This is a genomic window from Nocardia sp. NBC_01503 (assembly GCF_036327755.1).
Taxonomy (GTDB): Bacteria; Actinomycetota; Actinomycetes; order Mycobacteriales; family Mycobacteriaceae; genus Nocardia.
In genome coordinates this window covers 866,284-886,994 of sequence record NZ_CP109596.1, presented here as the reverse complement: position 1 = coordinate 886,994, position 20,711 = coordinate 866,284, and the positions used below count along the sequence as shown (strand labels likewise).

24 protein-coding genes are annotated in these 20,711 nt (G+C 66.4%); 16 read left to right on the top strand and 8 right to left on the bottom strand.

Annotated elements, in window-relative coordinates:
• Positions 1–75 precede the first annotated feature (75 nt).
• On the bottom strand, positions 76–879 hold the full coding sequence (locus tag OHB26_RS04165) for a DUF1460 domain-containing protein (protein WP_330182913.1): 804 nt from the start codon (positions 877–879) through the stop codon (positions 76–78).
• Between the two features lie 116 nt (positions 880–995).
• Here OHB26_RS04165 and OHB26_RS04160 point away from each other — a divergent pair, with 116 nt between their 5' ends.
• The 8 genes from OHB26_RS04160 (at position 996) to OHB26_RS04125 (ending at position 9,282) form a co-directional block, all read left to right on the top strand.
• Positions 996–1,613, top strand: coding sequence for an NADPH-dependent F420 reductase (locus OHB26_RS04160; protein ID WP_330182912.1), 618 nt, complete (start codon positions 996–998; stop codon positions 1,611–1,613).
• Positions 1,614–1,667: 54 nt separating this feature from the next.
• Entirely contained in the window at positions 1,668–2,420 is a 753-nt protein-coding gene (locus OHB26_RS04155; protein WP_330182911.1) for a hypothetical protein, read from the top strand.
• Positions 2,421–2,467: 47 nt separating this feature from the next.
• On the top strand, positions 2,468–3,658 hold the full coding sequence (locus OHB26_RS04150; protein ID WP_330182910.1) for a cytochrome P450: 1,191 nt from the start codon (positions 2,468–2,470) through the stop codon (positions 3,656–3,658).
• Positions 3,659–3,822: 164 nt separating this feature from the next.
• Positions 3,823–4,278: a hypothetical protein gene (locus OHB26_RS04145; protein WP_330182909.1), complete on the top strand. Its 456-nt coding sequence runs from the start codon at positions 3,823–3,825 to the stop codon at positions 4,276–4,278.
• A gap of 3 nt (positions 4,279–4,281) precedes the next feature.
• A complete protein-coding gene (locus OHB26_RS04140) occupies positions 4,282–4,839 on the top strand; it encodes a hypothetical protein (protein ID WP_330182908.1) in 558 nt (185 codons plus the stop codon).
• 4 nt (positions 4,840–4,843) lie between these two features.
• Positions 4,844–6,082, top strand: coding sequence for an MAB_1171c family putative transporter (locus tag OHB26_RS04135; protein ID WP_330182907.1), 1,239 nt, complete (start codon positions 4,844–4,846; stop codon positions 6,080–6,082).
• Between the two features lie 261 nt (positions 6,083–6,343).
• Positions 6,344–7,969 carry a hypothetical protein gene (locus tag OHB26_RS04130; protein ID WP_330182906.1) on the top strand — a complete coding sequence of 542 codons (1,626 nt, stop codon included), beginning with the start codon at positions 6,344–6,346 and terminating at the stop codon, positions 7,967–7,969.
• A 287-nt stretch (positions 7,970–8,256) separates the two neighbouring features.
• Positions 8,257–9,282 carry an alpha/beta hydrolase gene (locus OHB26_RS04125; protein WP_330182905.1) on the top strand — a complete coding sequence of 342 codons (1,026 nt, stop codon included), beginning with the start codon at positions 8,257–8,259 and terminating at the stop codon, positions 9,280–9,282.
• Here the strand turns inward: OHB26_RS04125 and OHB26_RS04120 are convergent.
• Positions 9,222–10,622 (bottom strand): MFS transporter, encoded by a 1,401-nt coding sequence (locus tag OHB26_RS04120; protein ID WP_330182904.1) that lies wholly within the window; start codon positions 10,620–10,622, stop codon positions 9,222–9,224. The genes OHB26_RS04125 and OHB26_RS04120 overlap by 61 nt on opposite strands.
• Before the next feature lie 96 nt (positions 10,623–10,718).
• Between OHB26_RS04120 and OHB26_RS04115 the strand changes: the two genes are divergently transcribed.
• Positions 10,719–11,750 (top strand): Lrp/AsnC family transcriptional regulator, encoded by a 1,032-nt coding sequence (locus tag OHB26_RS04115; RefSeq protein ID WP_330182903.1) that lies wholly within the window; start codon positions 10,719–10,721, stop codon positions 11,748–11,750.
• 77 nt (positions 11,751–11,827) lie between these two features.
• A complete protein-coding gene (locus tag OHB26_RS04110) occupies positions 11,828–12,427 on the top strand; it encodes a TetR/AcrR family transcriptional regulator (RefSeq protein WP_330182902.1) in 600 nt (199 codons plus the stop codon).
• An 18-nt stretch (positions 12,428–12,445) separates the two neighbouring features.
• Here OHB26_RS04110 and OHB26_RS04105 read toward each other — a convergent pair whose 3' ends face one another.
• A complete protein-coding gene (locus tag OHB26_RS04105) occupies positions 12,446–12,607 on the bottom strand; it encodes a hypothetical protein (RefSeq protein ID WP_330182901.1) in 162 nt (53 codons plus the stop codon).
• 108 nt (positions 12,608–12,715) lie between these two features.
• On the opposite strand from OHB26_RS04105, the gene OHB26_RS04100 reads away from it, so the two are divergent.
• Positions 12,716–13,528 (top strand): enoyl-CoA hydratase/isomerase family protein, encoded by an 813-nt coding sequence (locus OHB26_RS04100; RefSeq protein ID WP_330182900.1) that lies wholly within the window; start codon positions 12,716–12,718, stop codon positions 13,526–13,528.
• Between the two features lie 226 nt (positions 13,529–13,754).
• Here the strand turns inward: OHB26_RS04100 and OHB26_RS04095 are convergent, their stop codons facing one another.
• Positions 13,755–13,988, bottom strand: a complete 234-nt coding sequence (locus tag OHB26_RS04095; RefSeq protein ID WP_330182899.1) for a hypothetical protein — start codon at positions 13,986–13,988, stop codon at positions 13,755–13,757.
• Positions 13,989–14,241: 253 nt separating this feature from the next.
• On the opposite strand from OHB26_RS04095, the gene OHB26_RS04090 reads away from it, so the two are divergent.
• The 3 genes from OHB26_RS04090 to OHB26_RS04080 are packed head-to-tail and all read left to right on the top strand — an operon-like array spanning position 14,242 to position 15,552.
• Positions 14,242–14,457 (top strand): hypothetical protein, encoded by a 216-nt coding sequence (locus OHB26_RS04090; RefSeq protein WP_330182898.1) that lies wholly within the window; start codon positions 14,242–14,244, stop codon positions 14,455–14,457.
• Positions 14,458–14,470: 13 nt separating this feature from the next.
• Positions 14,471–15,364 (top strand): helix-turn-helix domain-containing protein, encoded by an 894-nt coding sequence (locus tag OHB26_RS04085; protein ID WP_330182897.1) that lies wholly within the window; start codon positions 14,471–14,473, stop codon positions 15,362–15,364.
• The gene (locus OHB26_RS04080) at positions 15,361–15,552 is read left to right on the top strand and encodes a DUF397 domain-containing protein (protein WP_330182896.1); all 192 of its coding nucleotides are present in this window, start codon (positions 15,361–15,363) and stop codon (positions 15,550–15,552) included. The genes OHB26_RS04085 and OHB26_RS04080 overlap by 4 nt, the downstream gene beginning before the upstream one ends.
• A 58-nt stretch (positions 15,553–15,610) precedes the next feature.
• On the opposite strand, the gene OHB26_RS04075 is transcribed toward OHB26_RS04080, so the two are convergent.
• From OHB26_RS04075 to OHB26_RS04065, 3 genes are all read right to left on the bottom strand, one after another.
• Positions 15,611–16,885 (bottom strand): flavin monoamine oxidase family protein, encoded by a 1,275-nt coding sequence (locus OHB26_RS04075; RefSeq protein ID WP_330182895.1) that lies wholly within the window; start codon positions 16,883–16,885, stop codon positions 15,611–15,613.
• Between the two features lie 108 nt (positions 16,886–16,993).
• Complete coding sequence (locus OHB26_RS04070) at positions 16,994–17,530, bottom strand: TetR/AcrR family transcriptional regulator (protein ID WP_330185488.1); 537 nt, start codon at positions 17,528–17,530, stop codon at positions 16,994–16,996.
• Positions 17,531–17,626: 96 nt separating this feature from the next.
• Positions 17,627–18,160 (bottom strand): phenolic acid decarboxylase, encoded by a 534-nt coding sequence (locus OHB26_RS04065; RefSeq protein WP_330182894.1) that lies wholly within the window; start codon positions 18,158–18,160, stop codon positions 17,627–17,629.
• A gap of 103 nt (positions 18,161–18,263) precedes the next feature.
• On the opposite strand from OHB26_RS04065, the gene OHB26_RS04060 reads away from it, so the two are divergent.
• A complete protein-coding gene (locus OHB26_RS04060) occupies positions 18,264–19,157 on the top strand; it encodes a MurR/RpiR family transcriptional regulator (RefSeq protein WP_330182893.1) in 894 nt (297 codons plus the stop codon).
• Between the two features lie 114 nt (positions 19,158–19,271).
• Complete coding sequence (locus OHB26_RS04055; RefSeq protein WP_330182892.1) at positions 19,272–20,027, top strand: tyrosine-protein phosphatase; 756 nt, start codon at positions 19,272–19,274, stop codon at positions 20,025–20,027.
• A 41-nt stretch (positions 20,028–20,068) separates the two neighbouring features.
• Here OHB26_RS04055 and OHB26_RS04050 read toward each other — a convergent pair whose 3' ends face one another.
• Positions 20,069–20,659: a phosphoribosylanthranilate isomerase gene (locus OHB26_RS04050; RefSeq protein WP_330182891.1), complete on the bottom strand. Its 591-nt coding sequence runs from the start codon at positions 20,657–20,659 to the stop codon at positions 20,069–20,071.
• Between the last annotated feature and the right edge of the window lie 52 nt (positions 20,660–20,711).

Sequence of the window (20,711 nt, the reverse complement as noted above, 5' to 3'; positions counted from 1 at the left end):
TTTTCAGACACATAGTTGTTTCAGATGCCGGGCGGGCGGGTGGCGGCACCGCATCGGTCACGGCATCGGCGGGGCTCAGTGCGGGCGCAGCACCACCAAACCCGGAGTGCTCGCGACGTAATCATTGAGCGGGGTGTCCACCACCCGATAGGCCGCCAGCGAGGTGGCATTGCGGAATACCGGGCCATTGGGTGTGGCGACGAAGATGCCCACGTGGGTCACATCGAGCCCGGGCTGATCGGCATAGGCGGCAAGGTAATCGCCGGTGTGCAGCTGGGAGATCACCGCGTTGTCGACCGCGGTGGCGGGGATATAGGTGATGTCGCGCTCCACGGCGGGCAGCCCGGGCAGGTAGGAGGTTCCGTCGGCTTTGGTGTTGAGATGTTTGCGCACCGTCACGGCCGCGGGCGTGAGCGTGCCGGTGACGTCATCGGCCGCGGTGCGCGGGGTGACCGCCCAGTCCGTGAAGAAGTGTTTGCGGTGCAGGAAGTCGACGGTCCCATTGGTGTAGCGCGTCTCGGCGAGATTGGCGATGAAGCCGGCGCGGTCCGTCGAGCGGGAGGCCGCCTCGACATAGTCCAGGAGGGTGAAGCAGTCGACCCGGCGCAGATCGACGATCAACTCCTCGGGCACGGTAGCGGAGCCGACCAGCATGTTCGCCCCGTACGGCGTACCGAGCAGCCGCGCCGAGATCTGATTGATCAACTCGCCCTTGCCCGCACTCCCGGCGGCCATGCGCACCCCGAGCAGCTCATCGAGCTTGTTCGCGGTGGTGTCATCGATCGACGGGCTCGCGGGCGTGGCGAGCGCGGTGGCGCCCGGCAATCCGATCCCGGCCAGGGTGAGCAGGACGAGCAGTATGCGAGCGATGATGCGCAAAGTCGCCTCCACGAAACGGCCGAGCGGTGAACGGGTTCGGATACCACCGTAGCGGGCACCGGACCGGTCAGGAATCGAGAAGCGCCCGATACCCGCTCCGACCTAGCGTTATCGCCATGTGCAGCATTCATTTACAGGGTCCGAGATTCCGGGCCGAAGGCGGACCGAAGGCGAATGTCGCGGTCATCGGAACCGGGCGGGTCGGCCGGGCGGTGGGGCTCGCGCTCGCGAAGGCGGGGCACTGCGTGGTCTACGGCTCGCGGACGCCCGGCCGGGAGAGCTTCGGTGTCGCCGCCGCCGTGGCAGGTGGGGATGCCGTACTGGTCGCGATTCCACCGCGGGCCGTCGCGGATTTCGCGCGCGACAATGCGGATGCCTTGGCGGGCAAACTGGTCCTCGATGCCACCAACGATGTGCTGGGCTCACCCGCGAACGCCGCGGCCCTCTTCGCCGAATTCGCGCCGCAGTGCCGATATGCGCGGGCCTTCAACAGTCTCGGCGCGGAGATCTTCGAGAATCCGATGGTCGACGGCGCACCGGCGGACATGTTCTTCTCCTGCGCGGAGGCCGATCGGGAGCAGGTCGAGGAGCTCATCACCGATGTCGGCCTCAGGCCGATCTATGTCGGCCCGGAAAACTATGAACTCGTCGACGGGGTGATGCGCCTGTGGCTCACCCTCGCCATGGCCCGAAACTTCGGCCGTGACCTGGCATTTCGGGTGGTAACCCGCTGACCTGCGGTGATCCCGCCCGGCGTGCATGCGGCGCTGCGCCGAACATAATGCATCATGGGTATTTTCCGGCCGACCTGTCCGGTAGGCGCACTGGAACGGCTCTGGGTCGAGGAGATGATGGGCTGGTGTGCGGCGCAATTCGGTCCGCGAACGCTGCGCGCACCCGTTGTACTGCCGACCGCCGACTTCTTCCCGGACCCGTACTCCGGGACGAAGCCGCAGGTCCGCGCATTGGTCGACACCGTCGGCGGCTATATGGGCGTGGGCGCGGATCGCCTTGTGGTGGAGGTGAATTCGGGCGACGACCCGCTGCCCGAGGGGGTGGCCTTCCTGGAGGGCGCCACGCACGGTGAGGCCGGGCACTATCGGGTGGAGCACGGGCGGGCGGTGGTCTCGCTCGATATGGGGCGGCTGCGCTCGCAGGTCACCCTGGTCGCCGCCATCGCACACGAACTCGCACACGAGCGACTATTGGGTGAGCGGCGCATAGACCACGATCGGCACGATGGTGAGCAGCTCACCGATCTCGCCACCGTGTACCTCGGCCTCGGCATCTTCAATGCCAATGCCGCACTCCAGTTCTCGCAGAATCAACGCGGTTGGCGGTCTTCGCGCCTGGGCTACCTGTCCCAGCCCATGTACGGATACGCGCTCGCCTGCTGGGCCGTCATGCGCGGTGATCCGAAACCGGCGTGGGCCGGGCACCTGGACACCAATCCGCGCGTGTACATGAGACAGAGCCTGCGCTACCTGCGCGCCAATCCCGACTCGCTGCCCGAATGGCGCGCCACGACGCGCGAACCCTGAGCGTTTCCGGTCGAGACCCATTGGGCCGCTTGGGTGATGATGGTCGGGTGCTGAATATCTTCGATGAGGAGTTCGCGCGCGACCCGTGGCCGGTGCTGCGTTCGCTGCGCGAGGCCGGTGGCGCGCATCGAGTGGCGACCCCCGATGGTCCACCCGCCTGGCTGATCACCCGGTACGCGGATGTGCGGGCCGGACTCCTGGACGAGCGGCTCTCGGTCAATCTGCGATACAGCGGGGGGAGTGACTACGAGGGCTTCGCCGTCCCGGCCCCGCTGGACGTATTCCAGTCCGCCGAACCCGCGCGCTTGGCGCGGCTGCGCAGCCTGGTCGTCGGTGAGCTGCGACTGGCGGGCGACTGGGCCGATCGGGCCGCCGAGCTGATCGGCAAGAGCCTGGCCGGACTGGACGGGGTGGAAGAATTCGACTTCGTCGAGCGGGTGGCCCTGCCACTGCCGACGGTGATTCTCGGCGAACTGCTGGGATTGCCGGAGTCCGAACAGGATTCACTCGCCGCCTGGGCGCAGGCCACCCTGGCCCCGGATGCTCGCCCGCGAGCTCGCGACACGCTCGGCGCGATGCGGCAGATCATCACCGCCGTCATCGAACGCGGCCGGGACGGCGCCGACGACACCATGCTCGGCCGTCTGGTGCGCTCCGGAATCGGCGGTGGGGCAGCGGATTCCGATGAGCTCCCCGGCCTGCTCTTCTACCTGCTCTTCGTCTGGTACGAGGTGCTGATGGATATGCTCGCCGGTGCGGTCCTGACCTTCTCCGCCCGCCCCGACCAGCTCGCGGCCATGCTGTCCGGCGCGGATCACGCTGTCGCCGTTGATGAACTGCTGCGCTATCTGTCCCCACAGGTCCTGGCGGCTCCCCGCTTCGCCGTCACCGATCTGGAGATCGCCGGGCAGCGGATCGAGGCCGGGCAGACGGTGCTGTGCTGCCTCGCCGCCGCCAATCACGATCCGGAACGCTTCACCGGCCCGGCGGAATCGAACGGCGCGTTGGAGTTGGATGTGCGGCGCAGCCCCAATCCGCATGTGGCACTGGGGTATGGCGCGCACGCCTGTGTGGGAACCGGACTGCTGCGCCCGGTCCTCGCCTCGATCCTGGGGGAGCTCTACACCCGCTGGCCGAATCTGCGTGCGGCCATTGCCGATTCCGCGGTGCCGTGGCGTTCGGGATTCCGGCATCGTGGCCCGCTCACGCTGCCGGTGCGACCGCACGGCGCCGAGTGAATGGGGCGAACATCTTCGGTCGCCCCATCCTGACTTCGCGGTCCGAACCCGAACGGCCGATGTCCTCCCCTTCGGGGACAGCGATTTCCAGGTACGGTCACGAAGTAGGGATGAGTATATGATCAGGATCACCTCGACTGTCAACTGCAGGAGACAAGATCAGAATGGTTGCCGCACAACAGCATCCGTTCACCAGCGCGCTCAATGCGCTGATCGCCGGTATGCATCCGCCCTTGACCAGGGACGGTCGGGAGGTGGAGATCACCCACCGGGCGCTGGCCGAGAGTATTCAAAGCACCACCGGGGCCTGTCTTTCGGCGAACTATCTGTGGAAGCTGCGCACCGGCCAGACGGTGAACCCCTCCTTCGAAACCCTGGAAGCCCTGCGCGGCTACTTCGGGCTGGACAGTCTCGACCCGCTCACCAATCCCGAACTCGCGGTGGCGCGCGGCCGGGAACTCGCACTGGTCAACGCGCTCAAGGGAACCGCCGACAATCCCGCTCTGGAACTCGTCCTGCGTGACGGCCTGGCGCACGGTACCGTGCGGGCCGAGACCGTAGCCGCCATGCTCGATGTGCTGCGGCGGCTCGAGGCCGAGCACAACGGGGAAGACTTGTGAGCCATGCGGATCGCGGTCTGGGAGGGGTCGGGTGATGGGCATCCGATGATGGAGCATCGACGGCTGCGGCGCGAACTGCGCGCGCTCGGGCTACCGGGCCGGTTCACGGTGGCCGAACTGGCCGAGGCGCTGGCCCGACGCCGTGGGCGGCCGCTGCGACTGCGTCCCGAGCCCTTCGCGGTGGCCGGACTCTCCGGCGGACTGCTGGTGACCCGGGATATCGATTTCCTGGCGTACCAGAGCAATACCAGTGAACTGCATCAGGATCACATCGTCTGTCATGAGTTCGGACATCTGCTCGCCGGGCACGAACCGGTCACGGTGACCGGTCAGGACGCGCTGCGACTGCTCGCGCCGAATATCGATCCCGCCGTGGTGCGACGCATGCTGGGCCGCAGCTGTTCGGCCGAGCATGAGGAGCAGGAGGCCGAGCACATCGCGGATCTGCTGATGGCACACCACATTACGCGCTGGACGCCGCGCGCCGAATGGGTGCTGCCCGCGAATGCCCCCGCCGATATCCGCAGTCTGCTGGATACGCTCGGACCCGGAATCGACTGATCGCGTGCAGTTCGCCCTGGTTTACGGAAGTGTCGGCATACTCGCCGTGCTGGTGTTCGGGTGGCGGCTCATGCTCGCCCTGCGCGGCACCCGGTTCGCCGCGCGCTGGGCGGTCGCGGTCGCCATTGCCTGTGCGGCAATAGGTTTCGAGGCCGCGGTACCTCAGGTGTACGAGTGGATCGGCCGCGTCGGCGGCAGCCCGAACCTGGCCACCCTGATCGTCTACTCGGCCATCACCACCGCCACCCTGGCGCAGCTGGTGTGGACGACCTACCTGGTCGAACCGAATGCGGTGGACGCCCCTGAGCCGAGCGCGCCCGCGACCATCGCCAACTCGACGGTGACGGGGCCGAATATCAACGGCCGCATAGTGATCCTGATCAACCTGGTCGTCGTGCTGGTGCTGGTCGCGCTCTTCTTCGCCGCACCTGTGCACGGCGAGTCGCATGCGACCGACTTCGACTACCACTACGCGACCGTCCCGCTGGTGGACCTCTTCCTGGGTATCTACCTCTGCGCCTACACCCTCGCGCTGCTGCGCATCGTGCTGCTGTGTCGCACCTGGATTCCGCACGTGCGCGAACAACCCTGGCTACGAAGGGGTTTGGTACTGCTGGTCGCGGGATCGGTGATCGCGATCGGTTACAGCATCGGTAAAACCGTCGCTCTCATCGCGGCCTGGGCCGGATACTCACCGCGCACCCTGAATATGGAGATCGCTCCCGCCTTCGCCAGCGCGGGCGCCGCCATCATGCTGTTCGGATATCTGTGCCCCTCGCTGCTGCCGCAGGCGATGGCAACCGTCCAGCGCGCCCGTGCGCTGCCCAGACTGCGTCCACTCTGGCTCGCACTGCGCGAGGCGACGCCCGAGGTGGGCACGGCCGCCCCGGCGGCTCGGCGGATGGGCCGGGACCGGTTGTACCGTCGCGTCATCGAAATCCGTGACGCCCTACTGCTGTTGCAACCTCACCTCACTCCCGAAATCTACTCGCGGGCAGTGGAAATCGCGGATCGACTGGGTGTTCCAGCGGCCGATCGCGAAGCGGCCATCGAGGCGGTGCGTATCGCCCTCGCCCTGCGCGCACATCGTGCCGGAGTGACTCCGGTCGATCACGGGGAAACTTTTCGTCGCCCCGACCGACCCACCTTCCTCGGCGAACTCACCTGGTTGGGAGCGGTTTCCAGCGCCTACCGCAAGTATCTTGCGACCGATCGAGCGGTGCTGGACCCAACTCGAACCTGACGAAATCGCTTGTTACCGCTATCCTTTCCGATGCGGGGGTGGTGTTCGATATCCCCTTCATCGAACACCACGCCCGTCCAAATCCGGTGGCCCGCAGTATCTTCCGATCTCATCGGGCCGATCCGAGTCGCTCCGGCCGCGGTCTCCCTCTTGTGCAACAGGCCCGGCCGCACCCCGTTTCTCCTGGCACTTTGCCCGATGACGGCCCCGCTCCGGCCTGGCAGCGTGCATGGCACTGTCGCGCCACACCCACGGAGCATCATGAAATACAGCACCGCGGCTCGCCGCGCCTGCGCGTTCGCACTGCTCGTCTGCGTCCCACAGGTGGCTGGAGTCGCACAGGCACAACCGGATTCGACGACCTGGTACGTCAGTGCGGCGGCCGGACCGGGCGGAACGGGCACCCCGGATGCCCCGTTCGATACGCTCGCGGCCGTCGAGGCGGCCTCGCGGCCCGGAGACACCATTGTGGTGCAGCCGGTGCCGACGACCGTGCGAGCTCTCGATGGGGGTATCGCGCTCAAACCCGGGCAGCAGCTCATCGGCGGCGGCCCGGAGGTGATCGGCGCGGCCGCCGATGCCGCGCTGCCGCGCATTACCAACAGCACCGGAGACCACGACGGTGACGCGGTGCGACTGGCGACGGGCGCGCAGGTGCGCAATCTGGTCATCGACGGCGCGCGCCGGGGCGGTATCTACGGCGACGATGCCGCCGACGCGGTGATCACCGGCAACCGGGTGTCGGCGACCAATCAGAACTGCGCCGACGGCTTCATGATCGGCCCGTTCGGCCTGCCGCCGACGATTGTGGCGGGCCTGGCCACGGATCCGATGCCCGATTTCATCACCCTCAACAATGGGTGGGCCGCCATCATGACGGACTTCTCCACGGCCACCGGCGGTGTGCGCATCGACGGAAATATCGTGCACGACACCGCCTGTGGTGACGGCATCGATATTCGCGCACACGGGAGCAGCCGGGTGACCGCGCGGGTCAACGGCAATACGACCCGGGATATCAATCTGGGGCTGGCGAAACTGTCGGTACTAGCGATGGGATTGCAGGCCGGGGACGACGCACAGCTCACCGCGGAGCTGGTCGGCAATTCGCAGTTCGATATCGCCCCGCCCAGCTCACCGCTGAACGCGCTCGCCGACAGCGAGGGCGTCTTCATCAATCCGCTCGGCCGCGCACGGGTGGAGGTGCGGGTGGATCGCGATGAATTCCGGGACGGGCACGGCAATTTCTCCGCCAATGGGCTGGAGTACGTCACCACCAGCGGGACTCCCGAGAGCCGGGTCACGGTCACCGACAGCACCTTCGACAATGTCAGCGGCGATGTCATCGAGAACTACAACCTCAGCACCGGCGGTGCGCGGCAGTCGCTCACGCTCGACAAGGTGCGGGCCCGGCATTCGTCGTTCCCGGGTGCGGTGCTCAATCCGCCGGTTCCCGCGAATCTCGGAACCTGCCTGGTCAATACGAATTTCGGCCGCACCGCGCACACCGACCTCACCGTCACCGATTCGGAGTTCGGCGATTGCAGCGCCGACGGTATCGGGCTGGTCAGCTACACCCCGACCGGATCGGGCCCGGCCACCGCGGAGCTGGTCTTCGATATTCGCGACTCCTCGATCACCGGGACCGCCGCCAATGGCATAGCCGTCATCAATGTCGGCGATACCGCGGTCGTGCGCGGGTCGATCACCCGCACCGACATTTCCGGAGCCGGGAGGTCTCTCATCAGTACCCGCAATAGCGGTGGGAATGCCCGGCCCATCCTCGAATTCGGTCCCGGCACCCTCGACGGTGTCGCCCGGGACTGCCTCGCCACCGCGGACCCGCGCGTCGACCTGAGCGCGATTCCGGGAATCTGCCGCCCCTGACCCATGTCTTCGAGGCGATTCCATCCCGAGCGGCCGAGTGCCGTTCGCAGGCCCCCTGCACGTCAGTCCGCCGAAACCTGCCGTTAGCCCGGGGCTGCCATGCTCGCCGCGCCACCGCCCGCGCCGCTCCCATCGCGGCGTGGGCGGCGGCGGCAATCGGTGGTTTCACCGCGGTGCGGTAAGCACGGCGGCGCAGTGAGGAATAGGGCTCGAACGTGCGTTTTCGCTCGACTTGGCGTGGCGCGGCGGCGGTCGCTTCGCATGGCGCGGCAGTAGCTTCGCAAGGTATGGCAATTACTGTGCGCGGCGCGGCGGTATTGCTGGCCGCCGGTGTCTTGGCTCTCGTCCCGGTCTCCACACCATTCCCGTCGACCGCGGCCGCCGAACCCGAGACGGGTGAATCCGACGGTTCGCGAATCGTGAATATCCATACCGACGATGCCCGGCACTGGGTCATCACCGTCTACTCCGCCGCCATGAACGGCGAATTCACCGTCGAGGTGCAGCGCCCTTCCGACACCTCGGTACCGCGACCCGTCCTGTATCTGTTGAGCGGCGGTAGCGGCGGCAAGGGCCCCGGCTCCTGGGACCGGCAGACGCATGCGACCGATTTCCTCGCGGACAAACAGGTCAATGTCGTTCAGCCGATCGGCGGCGCGGCCTCCTACTATGCCGACTGGCGTGCACCCGATCCTCGCCTCGGCGTCGTGAAGTGGAAGACGTACCTCACCGAGGAGCTCCCTCCACTCCTCGATGAGGCACTGGGTTCGAACGGTCGCAATGCCATTGCCGGAGTATCGATGTCGGGCACCTCGGTGCTGCAACTCCCCATCGCCAAACCCGGCCTCTACCGGGCGGTGGCGGCCTACAGCGGTTGTGCGCAGATCGCCGACCCGCTCGGCCAGGCGTATGTCCGCCTGACCGTCGCCTACAGCGCGGGCGATGCCGCCAATATGTACGGCCCGCCCGGTGACCCCATGTGGGCCGCCAACGACCCGTACCTGCACGCGGAATCCCTACGCGGACTCGACCTCTACCTCTCCAGCGGCAACGGCCTGCCCGGCCCCTACGACAAATCCGGCGGGCGCGGCCTGGTCGGCGCGGGCATCGGCGCCCTCGCCAACCAACTGCTGGTCGGCGGCGTCATCGAAGCCGCCACCGACCAGTGCACCCGAACCATGGCCGCCCGCCTGACCGACCTCGGCATCCCCGCCACGGTCAACCTCCGCCCCTACGGCACCCACTCCTGGGGCTACTGGGACGACGAACTCGCCGCCTCCTGGCCCGTCCTCGCCCACGGCCTCGGCTTGTAACCCGCCCTCGGGCGCATCAGCATCGGTACGAGGATCGCGCCGACCAATCCGACCACGCCGCTGACCCCGAGGGTGAGTTGGACGCCCGCAATGGGGGTGTCGGGGTGCGTGAAAAGTCCTCCGAGAGTGGCTATTCCGAGGGCGAAGGTGAGTTGCTGGGCGGTATTCAGTGCGCCGGTGGCCATTCCGGCGCGCTCCCAGGGAACCGCGGCGACCGCCGCGGAGCTGAGGGTGGCGGTGGCGAGGCCGACGCCCGCGCCGACCATCAGGAAGCCGGGAATCAGGGCGGGCCAGCTCGCTTCGCCGTGAACCAGGAGGGCGCCGATGATCCCGCCGAAGCCGACGGCGGCCAGGCCGGTGCCGATAACGCGGGCGGGGCGGTCGCCGTGCAGATACCTGCCGAGCAGGCCGGAGACCAGGAATGCCATGAGGGACAGGGGAAGTCCCACCGCACCGGCGGCGATCGGGCTCAGGCCGAGCGCCGATTGCATCCAGATCTGGGTGTACATGAGAGCGGCGAAGGCGGCGAAGAACAGCATCGCGCCCGCGGCGAGCACACCTACGAAGGAGCGGTCGCGCAGTAGTGCCAGGTCGAGTATCGGTTGGCGCGACCGCTTTTCGATGAGTAAGAAGGCCGCGAGTGCGACCACCGCACCGAGCAGCAGCCACCGGGTGGCCGCGTTCGACCAACCGTGTTCATTGGCGTGGATGAGTGCGTAGGTGGCCGTGGCCGCACTCGCGGTGAACACCACCATGCCCGGTACGTCGATCCGATTGCGCTGGGCGCGTTCATCTTCGGTGAGCACCCACAGGCACAGCGCGATGGCCAGCACGCTGAACGGCAGATTGACGAAGAAGATCCAGCGCCAGGACGCGACCTCGGTGAGAATGCCGCCGACAATCGGGCCGATGGCGGATGACGCCCCCGCGACCGCACCCCAGATGCCGTACGCGGTACCGCGATCGCGGCCGGAGTAGGCGGCATTCAACAGCGCGAACGTGGTGCAGGACATGGTCGCCGCGCCCACCCCCTGCACAATGCGGGCGGCGATCAGCACCTGTGGATTCGGTGCCAGACCGCAGACCAGCGAGGCCGTCGCGAACAAGCCCAGACCGGTCAGATAGGTGCGCCGATGCCCGACCAGATCGGCGATCGAGCCAGCGCCGAGCATGAGCGCGGCCATGGCGAGTGCGTAACCGTCGACGACCCATTGCAGCGCGCCGAACGACGCGTCCAATTCGGTGCGCATTTCGGGTAGTGCGACGTTCACGATGGTGACATCGATCAGCAGCATGAAGGTGCCCAGACACACCGTCAGCAGCGGTAACCATTTACGCAATGCCGTTGTCCTCTCGAAGCGAATGTGAGGCGTCGAGTATCGAAAGTGGAAGCGGCACCGGTCGCCTGGAAGCGAGCTCGGCGTAGATTTCCTCTTGTGCCAGCCGATTCCGTGCAAGAAACCGCCATGCTGGATCCCCTGGATACGCAGATCATGCACCGGCTCCAATTGGAGCCACGTCGCCCGTTCGCGCATATCGCAACCGAACTGGGTGTCGCGGAGCAGACGATCGCGCGCCGCTATCGGCGTTTACGGCGCGACGGCATAGTGCGGGTGATCGGCGCGGTCGATGCCCGCGCCCTGGGCGAGAACGACTGGATCATTCGCCTGCACTGCCGTCCGGACGGTGCGGTCTCGGTCGCGCAGGCGCTGGCCAAACGTGATGACGCGGCCTGGATCAGCATCGCCGCCGCGGGCGCGGAGATCATCTTCTCGCTGCATCCGCGCAGCCGGCAGGACCGGGATGATCTGCTGGTGCAGCGATTACAGCGCAGCGCGCCCGTGCACGATATCGCCGCCGCGATGATCCTGCACCGCTTCGTACCCCGTGACGTCATCGACTGGCGCGGTCGGCAGTTCGTATCGGGCAGCGAATCCGACGCTGTCACAAGCGATTACTCAGAGTCGGAGCTAACCATCGGCGATGCGGACCGCATGCTGCTGGACCTGCTGGCCCGCGACGGCCGCACCAGCTACACGGTCCTGGCCAGATCGGCGGGTATGAGCATCGGCCGCGTCACCCGCCGGATAGCCGCGCTGCAAGCCGGTGGCATCCTCTACTTCGATCTCGATATCGCCCCCGCCGCAATGGGTTCCGGTACCGCGGCCTTCCTCTGGCTCCGCGTCGCCCCCGCGCACCTGGAATCGGTCGGCCGCGCCCTCGCCGAACATGACGAAATCAACTACGCCGCGGCGATATCCGGCCCCTTCAATATCTTCGCCGTACTCATCGCCACCGATACCAATGCCCTCTATCGGTATGTGACCACCAAAATGTCTGCCCTGGAGGGTATTCACAGTTTCGAGCTCTCCCCGGTCCTGCACCGCCTGAAGCAGGCCGGATCCCGCACCACCGGCGGGCGACTGGATCACCCCGCGCCACTGGCCCCGCGCTCATCGAAGAAGTGACCGTGGGGCCAGGCCGTTTCGGGAATAGCGCTCCCCCTTTGCCTGGGTGAAATAACGTAACAAGCTACTATGTAATTGTGAATCCGGATGCCACGCCCCGACCCGGACGCCCCCGCGACGCCGATAAGGACCTGGCGGTCCTCGTTGCCGCGCGGCACCTGCTCGGCGAGGTCGGTTACCAGGGGGCCACCGTGGTGGCCATCGCCAAGCGAGCGGGTGTGAACACGCCGGCCATCTACCGTCGCTGGCCGACCCGGCAAGCCTTGTTGGAGGAGGCGATTCACGGTCCGGGCGGGCACAACCTACCCGATTCGACCGGAGATCTGCGCGCCGATCTGGCGACCTGGGTGCGCATCTTCCTGGCCCGCGCCGACAGTCCCGCGGCCCGCGCCGGGGTGCCCGGCCTGCTCGCGGATTCGCAAACCGATCAGGCGCGGCGCAGGTTGCTGGCCATCGGCGCGCCGGTGCGCAAGGCGTTCGCCGAACTACTCGATGGCGCGGTGGACGACGGTCGCATTCCGCCGGGCGTGGACGTCGATCTGCTGTTCGAAATCCTCTCCGGTACCACCACATTCCACGCGCTGGCGCGCGGCGGTGATCCGGAGCCGTTCGTCTCGGGCTTCTCCGAGGCCCTGTATGTGATGGCGGCGCAGGGAAAGCCGTCGCAGCGCGGCTGAATGTCCTGTCCGCCAGCGCTATCCGCCCACTGCGATACCGACCGAAGTCAGCGTGCGGTCGATGAGGGCTTCGATGCGCTCGCGCGGCCAGCCGTGGGGATCCTCGACCGTGGCCGCGGTAATGCCGTACACGGTGACCAGCAATTGATCCACCACGGCCGGGGATTGCGCCGCCGCCATCGTGGCGCGCTTCGGGGCGTACGCCGACCGGATCTGCTGCTATTTCCCGGGATACGACGTCTCGGCACAGCATGTGACCGATCTGATCACCGTACTGAAGGGCATCTCATGAGTGACTTGCGCGTCGAAATCGACGGCGGTGTAGCCATTTTGACGCTCAATCGGCCCGAGCGCCGCAATGCCTTCACCGGTGCGATGGGCCGGGCACTCGGACAGGCGTACCGCGAACTCGACGCCGACGATTCGGTGCGGGTGCTCGTGTTGACCGGCGCGGGGTCGGCGTTCTGTGCCGGAGCGGATCTGGGTGGCGGTGCGGACACGTTCGAAAAGCCGGACAGCGCTGAGTTTTCGGCCTCGCCGGTGAATCCCGCGGCCTTCGAATTGCGTAAACCGGTGATCGCCGCGGTCAACGGCCATGCGATCGGGATCGGTATGACCCTGGCCATGCAGACCGATATCCGGATCATCGCTGCCGACGCCCGCTATGCCATTCCACAGGTGCGGCTCGGCGTACTGCCCGATGCCATGGCGCATTGGACGGTGGCCCGGGTCGCCGGTATTGCGGTGGCGGCCGACATTCTGCTCTCCGGACGCAGATTCGACGGTATTGAGGCGTGCCGACTCGGACTGGCCAGCCGGGCACTGCCCGCCGCACAGGTGCTTCCGGTAGCACTGGAACAGGCTCGGGACATGGCCGCCAATGTGGCCCCCATGTCGGCGGCACTGTGCAAAAGACTGTTGTGGGACACCGCGGTTCGCGGCTACCAGCCCGGCCGCGTGGCCGAACTCGAGACCGAACTGCACCTGCGGGTGATGGGCGGTCCCGACGCCGCCGAGGGCGTGCGCGCATTGCTGGAACACCGCGCACCGATCTGGTCGGCGCGACTGTCCGAAGAATGGAAGGACCTGCCCGAATCATGACCCACCCCGACTTCGACGGCGTACTCCGCGCCCGCCGACCGTAACTACCCTCTGGACATACGATCACCAGGAACTGATGGTGGCGACACACCGGGTGCCGACCCTCGGTTCCCGGTGATCACTCGTCCAGAATTCGGGGCGGCACCGCGGGGGCTTTCGCGGATACGCATGTGGCGGCGTAGGCGAAGGTTGAATGGATGCCCGGGTGATTTTGTGTGACGACGGGTCATGATGGCTCGTTGTCGTTGTGGCGTGCGGTCTGCAATTCGAGGAGATAGGTGCGCAGTTCGCAGCCGTCGGCCGCGCATCGAGGACCGTGCAACTCCAGTAGTGCGGCAATATCCTGATCCGAAAGTGGCAGGTGGACAGTCGGTTTCGCATGCCGGGCCGGACCTTGATCGATATTGTCCGTAGGTGTCCGCCTGGGCAGGCTCGCCGGGGCGATATAGGGATTGGTCATCGCTTACTCACCACCCTGCGTGGGCGAAATGTCGGGCTCGGTGCTGCCCTCGGTGCAGCCGTCCCATTCGTCGCCTGCTCGCGACGGGGACGGTGAGGTATCCGCCTGTCCCGAGTTGGAGTCGGAGAAACTGGGCATCGCGGCGACCCTCCTGATAGAAACCCCAAGCGGCCCAACAGATGACCGCAATACACAATCCCGTTATTCCGAGCAGAATCCATGTGTCCCAAGGCATCTCGGCCATCCTTTGCGAATGCTCGACTTCATCGGGTTGGAAGCGCCGACGGTAATCCCAATGGCGCTATCTGGTGCTATTGCTCAAGTAGACAACAGAATTGGTCTGCTGGAACGTCCATCAACCTTGATTCCAGGAATTATGATGGATCCGCACAGTGGACCGGATTTCTGTACGGCCGTCCACTGTGGGGCCGTCACCAAACTGCGGTCCACCATGGCGATCCCCAGATAGTGAGGCTAATGAAATGGCCGGAACTACGGTCCCTCGCAGGGCATTCGGGCGATTCCTCCGCGCCCTTCGGAACGAGAGATCCCTTCTCTCGGCCGGGTTGCATGCGGACACCTCGAAGCAGACGGTGATGCGCATGGAGGAAGGGCTACCAACCAAGCTGTCGACGCCGCAATTGGAGCGGCTACTCGACTTCTATGCGGCCAGCCCGTCCGAACGCGCTGAGGCTTTGGAGCTTTGGGACGAGGTTCGCCGACTTGCCAAAGCCGCCAAGGAACAAGGAACCCACAAAGGCTGGTGGCAGTCCTACGCGGGGCAATACGGCACATGGTTCGACCACTATTTGAAGCTCGAGACCGGTGCTCGTCGCATGACTTCGCACCAACTCGTCCTCATGCCCGGCATCTTGCAGACTTCGGAGTACCGGCGGGCGATCATCAATGCGACGGTCTCCGGTCTATCCGCTGTCGATATCGAGCGCAGGCTGGAATTGGCCGCCCGCCGGCAGGCCCGCCTGACCGACGACGACTTGCATTTGGACGCGTTCGTGTCCGAGTCGGTTTTGCTCCACCAGCCCGGTGGGGCGCATGTAATGGCTGGCCAACTGCAACGTCTCGCGGAGCTGAGTGAACGATCGAATGTCTCGATCCGAGCCGTTCCCCATGGGGTTGGTATGTACCCGGGACTGGTGGTGCAATCGTTCACCTTGCTCGACTTCCCGCCGACGACAAGCCGTTTGGTAGAGCCCCCTGTCATCTATACCGAAGGGCCGGAGGGCGCGCTCTACCTGGAACGTGACGATGTGATCGCCCGGTACAGGCAGGCGATCGACGGCATTCAGCAGGTAGCGTTGACCGAAGACGACACCAGGAAACTGGTGCTGAAAATTGCGAAGGAGTACGCGGCGTGACCAATAACCCGCCCATCCGCACTTGGTTCAAGTCCAGCCGGTCCGCGCAAGGGAACGAGTGCGTGGAGGTCTATCTCGACACGACTCGCGTCGGTGTGCGCGACTCGAAGAATCCGGGTGGCCCGGAACTGTTCTTCACCGGCGACCAGTGGGACCGCTTCCTCGCCAGTGGCGTCTGGGACCGCTGAGCCGCAATGGATTAGCGGGTTTGTCCCCGGCTGGGCGGTTGCGCCGGGGACATCCATCTCAGCCGAGGGCGTTGATGCGGGCGGCTTCGCGGCGGCCCGAGAGCAGTGCGCCGTGGACCGTGGTGGCGTCGGTGTCGTGGGTGGCCTCACCGGCGAAGAAGACTCGGTGGTCGATGGGGGCGGCGAGGGTGTCGCGGTCGGCGGGGACGGCGTTTACGCCGGGATAGGAGTAGGAGCCGCGGGCGTAGGGGTCCTTCGACCAGCGAGTTATCTTGTAGCCCAGGGGTTCCGGGATATCCGCGCCGTACATTCGGCGTAGTGAATCCATGCCCTCGGCGACGGTGGTCGGGTCGTCGAGTCGCTCGATGCGGCGCGCGACCGAACCGCCGCGCAGGGCGACGATCACCGGCAGCCCGCTGACCTTGTGGAGCGGGAACCAGCCGGTGGCCGAGCCGCGGTCGGGGGCGAACTCCATGATCCAGTCGGCGTCATCCCAGAAGTGACGGTCGAAGCGCAGGTACAGCTTGTTGTAGACACCCATGCCCAGGGCGCGGATGGCGTGCTGTTTGGCGGCGGGCAGCGGCGGATCGAACGAGATCGCATCGGCCTTCAGGACGCCCAATGGCACGGTGACCAGGACTCGGTCGGCGTGGAACGGGCCACGGTCGGTCTCGACTCGAACTCCGTTGTCGGAGTGCGTGATATGGCCGACGACATGGCGCAGGCGCACGTCGAGACCATCGGCCAGGCGGGTGGTGAGCTGGTCGTAGCCGCCGGGGAACACCTCCTGATCGCCGCTGTGGATCTCATCGGTGTCCATCACCCACAACGCGACCTGTTCGGCGTCCGCGCCGGAGTCGTCCTGAGCGAACATGCGCATGATATTCCGCATGCGCTCGGCCGAATCGCCGGTCAACGGCACCTGGTCCAGGGCCAGTTCGGTTCCGGCGGCCATCGAGCGCTGCGCGAATTCCGGCTGTGCCGCAAGCTCTTCCATCGCGGACTCGACAGCGGTGAGCTGAGTCTCGAACTCGCGCAACGCGATCGGGTCCAGTCGCCGTCCGCCGCTGTACGCGGTGATGACGTCCTGGTTGAGCACCACCGTCGGCAGCGCGAATTCATCGCGCAGTTCGGTGAGCGGATTGTCGTCGATGCCGTGAATCCAGGACGCGCCCAGATCCACCGGTGCGTCCGGCCAGCCGCGATCGGTCCACAGCCGGCCGCCCACCCGATCGCGGGCCTCCAGCACGGTGACCTGATGACCCGCTCGGGTCAGATCGCGGGCCGCGGTGAGTCCGGCCATTCCGGCCCCGATCACCAGCACTGTCGACACGACAAATATCCTTCCGGTACATACTCAACTCTAATGGGACAATGTTGTACCAAAAGTAGCGGACCTGTATCCGGAATGGCAATGACTCGAGTCACTCGTAGGGGCTGGTCAGCGGGCTTTGCCGGAGCCGTTCAACAGCATCGAAACCAGGAAATCCGGCGCCTGACGTGCGCCCATCTGCTCATCCAGCACCAGATACCAGGCCGTCTCGGACAACCCGAACAGTGTGAACGACAACCAGCGCGGCGACAGCTCCGCGCGCAACAGTCCCGCACGCTGGCCGCGTGCGAAGAACTCATCCAGCCGATGAATCAAATCGTCTGCGCGCGTGGTGTATTCGGGCTGACGCAGCAGATGCGGCTCCACCGACAGCACACCCCAGAACTGGGCCAGCGGCAGAAACTTGGTGGTCAGCGTGGTCAGCGCCGTCTCGAATGGCGTATCGACCAACTCGGCGGCATCGAGCGCCGCGGACGCCGCCGCATGCACCTGCTCGGACAGGGCCGTCATCAAGGCGTCGCGAGTCGGGAACAGTCGCGTCAATGTCGTCCGGCTGACCCCGGCGGCCTGCGCGATCACCTGCATGGACGCGCCCCGATCCCGGGCCAGCACGGGCGTCGCGGCAGCCAGAATCTGCTCTTTCATTGCGGACACCCGCTCATCCTAGGGTGACGGCGATGTCCCGCCCGGGACACGTTTGCCCCGAAGCGGATGGTGCCCCGGGCAATCCGAGCGCCCGGCTCAGCCGGTCCGATTGGCGTAATCCACCGGCAGCTTGCTCGGTGAGCAATCGATGACGGTGTCGTCATCCGCCGGCCGGGATTCCAGGAAGGTGATCAAGCCGGTGGAGGCCACCAGCGTGAGCGGATAGGTCGGCCCGGCATCGCGGGCGGCCACGATCGCGTCCAGATCGTCCTCGTAGCGCCCGAGTGTGATCTCCGGAAAATCGAGCATCCACTGCGGATAGCAGATGGTGGTGTGCACTCGGAGTTCGCTCAACCAGGCGATGACCACGGTGGTTGTGCCGGTCGGCTCGACCCAGGCCAGCTTGTACATATCGCCGTCCAGCTGCACGATCTTCGCCCTCTGATGCGTGGACCACCGCCCGAACATCGGCCCGATCAGACAGCGGAAGCTGACCGTCACCGAATCGCGTACGTACAGTTCGTACTTCCAGCCGTTCTCATACGCGTAGATCAGATGTTTACCGACCAGTCCGGTCAGATCACCGGGTGCGGCTGCGGGTGCGGCGGTGGCGGAACGATCTACGTCCATGTGGAAATGCTATTACCGATACCCGTCGGCGGGTGTGCCCGGGGTGCGTTGCGTCGCTCATCCGTCACTCTGTTCGCAATCGGCGTCGTGATACACACGACCTATGAGCACCAGTCCCAGTGATCCGCCGATCGGCGGCACCCTCGGCGTCGTGCGTTCACTGCTGCCCTCGCTGATCCCCAGTGAGCAGCGGGTCGCCGTGCAGTTCGTGGAACATCCGGACGAGGTGGCGCTGCTGTCGGCCGCCGATGTGGCGGCCCGGGCCGGGACCTCGCCCGCGACCGTGATCCGGACCTGTAAGAGCCTAGGGTTCAAAGGATTTCAGCATCTGCGCATGCTGCTCATCCGGGATGCGGGGGTGGGGCGGCCGCGCGATCCCCAGTTGGACGCGGCGGCGAGCCGAGAGTGGGTTCCGGCATACTTCGACGCATCGGTACGGCAGCTCTCCGATGCGCTGGGCGCGCTGGACTACGCGGAATTCGATACCGCCGCAACGGCTATCGCGCGAGCTCGGCGGGTGTTGATCATCGGCAATGGCGGATCCGGGCCAGCGGCGCAGGCCCTGGCGCTGCTGCTGGTGACCGGTGGGCGGGGGTGCGAGGTCCCCGCCGATGCGGTGATTCAACAGCTCAGCGCGCGTGCCCTGGGTGCGGGCGATGTGGTGGTCGGTATCAGCAGCACCGGCGAGAACTCGGTCACGGTGGGTTCGGTGGCGGCGGCGCGGTCGTCGGGCGCGACCATTATCGGGATCAGCGGGTACGCGCGGTCACGGCTGTGCGCGCAGAGCGATGTGGTGCTGGTGGCGGGCGCCGGGCAGCCGCGTGCGGACGCCTATACCGCCGTCGCCGGGCAGGCGGTGCAGCTACTGCTGCTGTCGGCGTTGAGCTCGGCGGTATCGCGGGTCATCGGTTCGGCCCCGGCGGAGGTGTTCGACCAGTTGATGGACCTGGTGAGTGCGGGTGAGGCGCAGGTGAATCCACCCGATTGCCCGGAGTGAGGATGTCTTGTCGGCGGCTGTTCACCCACCGTATCCGAGCTCTCTGTATCGTAATTCCATAAAATCTTCTGATCATGGAATTTCGTTTCACAACCAGGTAGTGAGGGGCACGGCATGCACGCCGACGTCGAACAGCGTCACATCCCGATCGAAGGCACCTACAACTTCCGGGATATCGGCGGCTACCGCGCCGGAGCCGGGACCACCCGCTGGGGTGTGCTGTACCGCTCCGATGCCCTGCACAATCTGACCGATACCGGCGTCGCCGCCCTGCGCGGACGCGGCATCGGCACCGTGATCGACCTGCGCACGATCGAGGAGCGCGGTAAATCACCCAACCGGGTCGCCGAGCTGTCGCTCACCGATGTGCACGCGCCGATCTTCGAATCCACCGGCGGCTCCAACACCATGGGCATCGAGCTCGGCCTCGAGCTGGTCTACGACTTCATCGTCGATGATCGCGGCGAATCCCTGGCCAAGGCGGTCGGACTCATCGCCGCCGCCTCCGGCCCGATCGTGTTGCACTGCACCGCCGGTAAGGATCGCACCGGCATGGTGATCGCGCTGGCGCTCGCCGCGGCCGGGGTGAGCGACGATGACGTGGTCGCCGATTACGCCGCGTCCCAACAGTATCTGTACGGCGAATGGGCCGATCAGACCATGAGTCGGTTGGCGGCGCACGGCATCGAACCCACCGAGGCCGCCCGGCTGTTCCTGGCGGGCACCCCGCCGGAGCTGATGGTGCGCAGCCTCGACCGGATCCGGCAGCGCTGGGGTTCGGTCGCCGAGTACCTGGGCGCGCACGGGCTGGGCAGCACCGAATTGGCCGCGCTCACAGCACTTCTCGTCACGGATGACGAGGGCGCCTGACAGTTCGGCTACAGGTTGAATATGCCTGTTGCGCGGTGCCGTCACTCCCGGGCGCGTGCGACGAATTCGCGCATCAGCCCGTGATCCTTGACGCCGCGACTGGACTCCACACCGCTGGAGACATCCACGCCCCAGGGCCGCGCGGCCGCGATGGCCTCGCGGATATTCGCCGGTGACAGACCGCCCGCGAGCATCCACCGGCCGGTCGGCCGCGCACGCTCGAGTCCGGTGAGATCCCAGCGGTCGCCCGATCCGGCGACGGGGGAGTCCAGCAGCAGCCACTCCTCGCCGTAGGCGCCGGTGCGCACATCGGTCTCGGCGGTGAGCGAGGTCGCGCGGAGCAGGCGCGATCCGGCCAGTTCATCGAAGGCCGAGCGTGGGTAGTCGCCGTGCAGTTGCAGCGCGTCCACCCCGGCGGCCTTGGCCAGTTCACCGGCTTCGGCCGCCGAAACCCCGTGCACCACACCGACGGACAGCACCTGCGGCGGCACGCCGGCGAGCAGTTCTCGCACCGCTTCGACCGAGATCTGCCGTGGGCTCGTGGTGAAGACGAAGCCCACCGCATCGGCCCCCGCCGCCACGGCGGTGGCCACATCCTCCTCGGTCCGCAGACCGCACAGCTTCACGAACATGAATCGACCCTAGGCGACACCGATTCGCCGCGGTCTCGCGGCGCGCGGGCTG

Coding starts and splice junctions, on each gene's coding strand:
- OHB26_RS04160 (WP_330182912.1), top strand. CDS start 996: ATGTGCAGCATTCATTTACAGGGTCCGAGATTCCGGGCCGAAGGCGGA.
- OHB26_RS04155 (WP_330182911.1), top strand. CDS start 1,668: ATGGGTATTTTCCGGCCGACCTGTCCGGTAGGCGCACTGGAACGGCTC.
- OHB26_RS04145 (WP_330182909.1), top strand. CDS start 3,823: ATGGTTGCCGCACAACAGCATCCGTTCACCAGCGCGCTCAATGCGCTG.
- OHB26_RS04140 (WP_330182908.1), top strand. CDS start 4,282: ATGCGGATCGCGGTCTGGGAGGGGTCGGGTGATGGGCATCCGATGATG.
- OHB26_RS04130 (WP_330182906.1), top strand. CDS start 6,344: ATGAAATACAGCACCGCGGCTCGCCGCGCCTGCGCGTTCGCACTGCTC.
- OHB26_RS04125 (WP_330182905.1), top strand. CDS start 8,257: ATGGCAATTACTGTGCGCGGCGCGGCGGTATTGCTGGCCGCCGGTGTC.
- OHB26_RS04105 (WP_330182901.1), bottom strand. CDS start 12,607: ATGGCGGCGGCGCAATCCCCGGCCGTGGTGGATCAATTGCTGGTCACC.
- OHB26_RS04100 (WP_330182900.1), top strand. CDS start 12,716: ATGAGTGACTTGCGCGTCGAAATCGACGGCGGTGTAGCCATTTTGACG.
- OHB26_RS04095 (WP_330182899.1), bottom strand. CDS start 13,988: ATGACCAATCCCTATATCGCCCCGGCGAGCCTGCCCAGGCGGACACCT.
- OHB26_RS04090 (WP_330182898.1), top strand. CDS start 14,242: ATGCTCGACTTCATCGGGTTGGAAGCGCCGACGGTAATCCCAATGGCG.
- OHB26_RS04085 (WP_330182897.1), top strand. CDS start 14,471: ATGGCCGGAACTACGGTCCCTCGCAGGGCATTCGGGCGATTCCTCCGC.
- OHB26_RS04070 (WP_330185488.1), bottom strand. CDS start 17,530: ATGAAAGAGCAGATTCTGGCTGCCGCGACGCCCGTGCTGGCCCGGGAT.
- OHB26_RS04065 (WP_330182894.1), bottom strand. CDS start 18,160: ATGGACGTAGATCGTTCCGCCACCGCCGCACCCGCAGCCGCACCCGGT.
- OHB26_RS04060 (WP_330182893.1), top strand. CDS start 18,264: ATGAGCACCAGTCCCAGTGATCCGCCGATCGGCGGCACCCTCGGCGTC.
- OHB26_RS04055 (WP_330182892.1), top strand. CDS start 19,272: ATGCACGCCGACGTCGAACAGCGTCACATCCCGATCGAAGGCACCTAC.
- OHB26_RS04050 (WP_330182891.1), bottom strand. CDS start 20,659: ATGTTCGTGAAGCTGTGCGGTCTGCGGACCGAGGAGGATGTGGCCACC.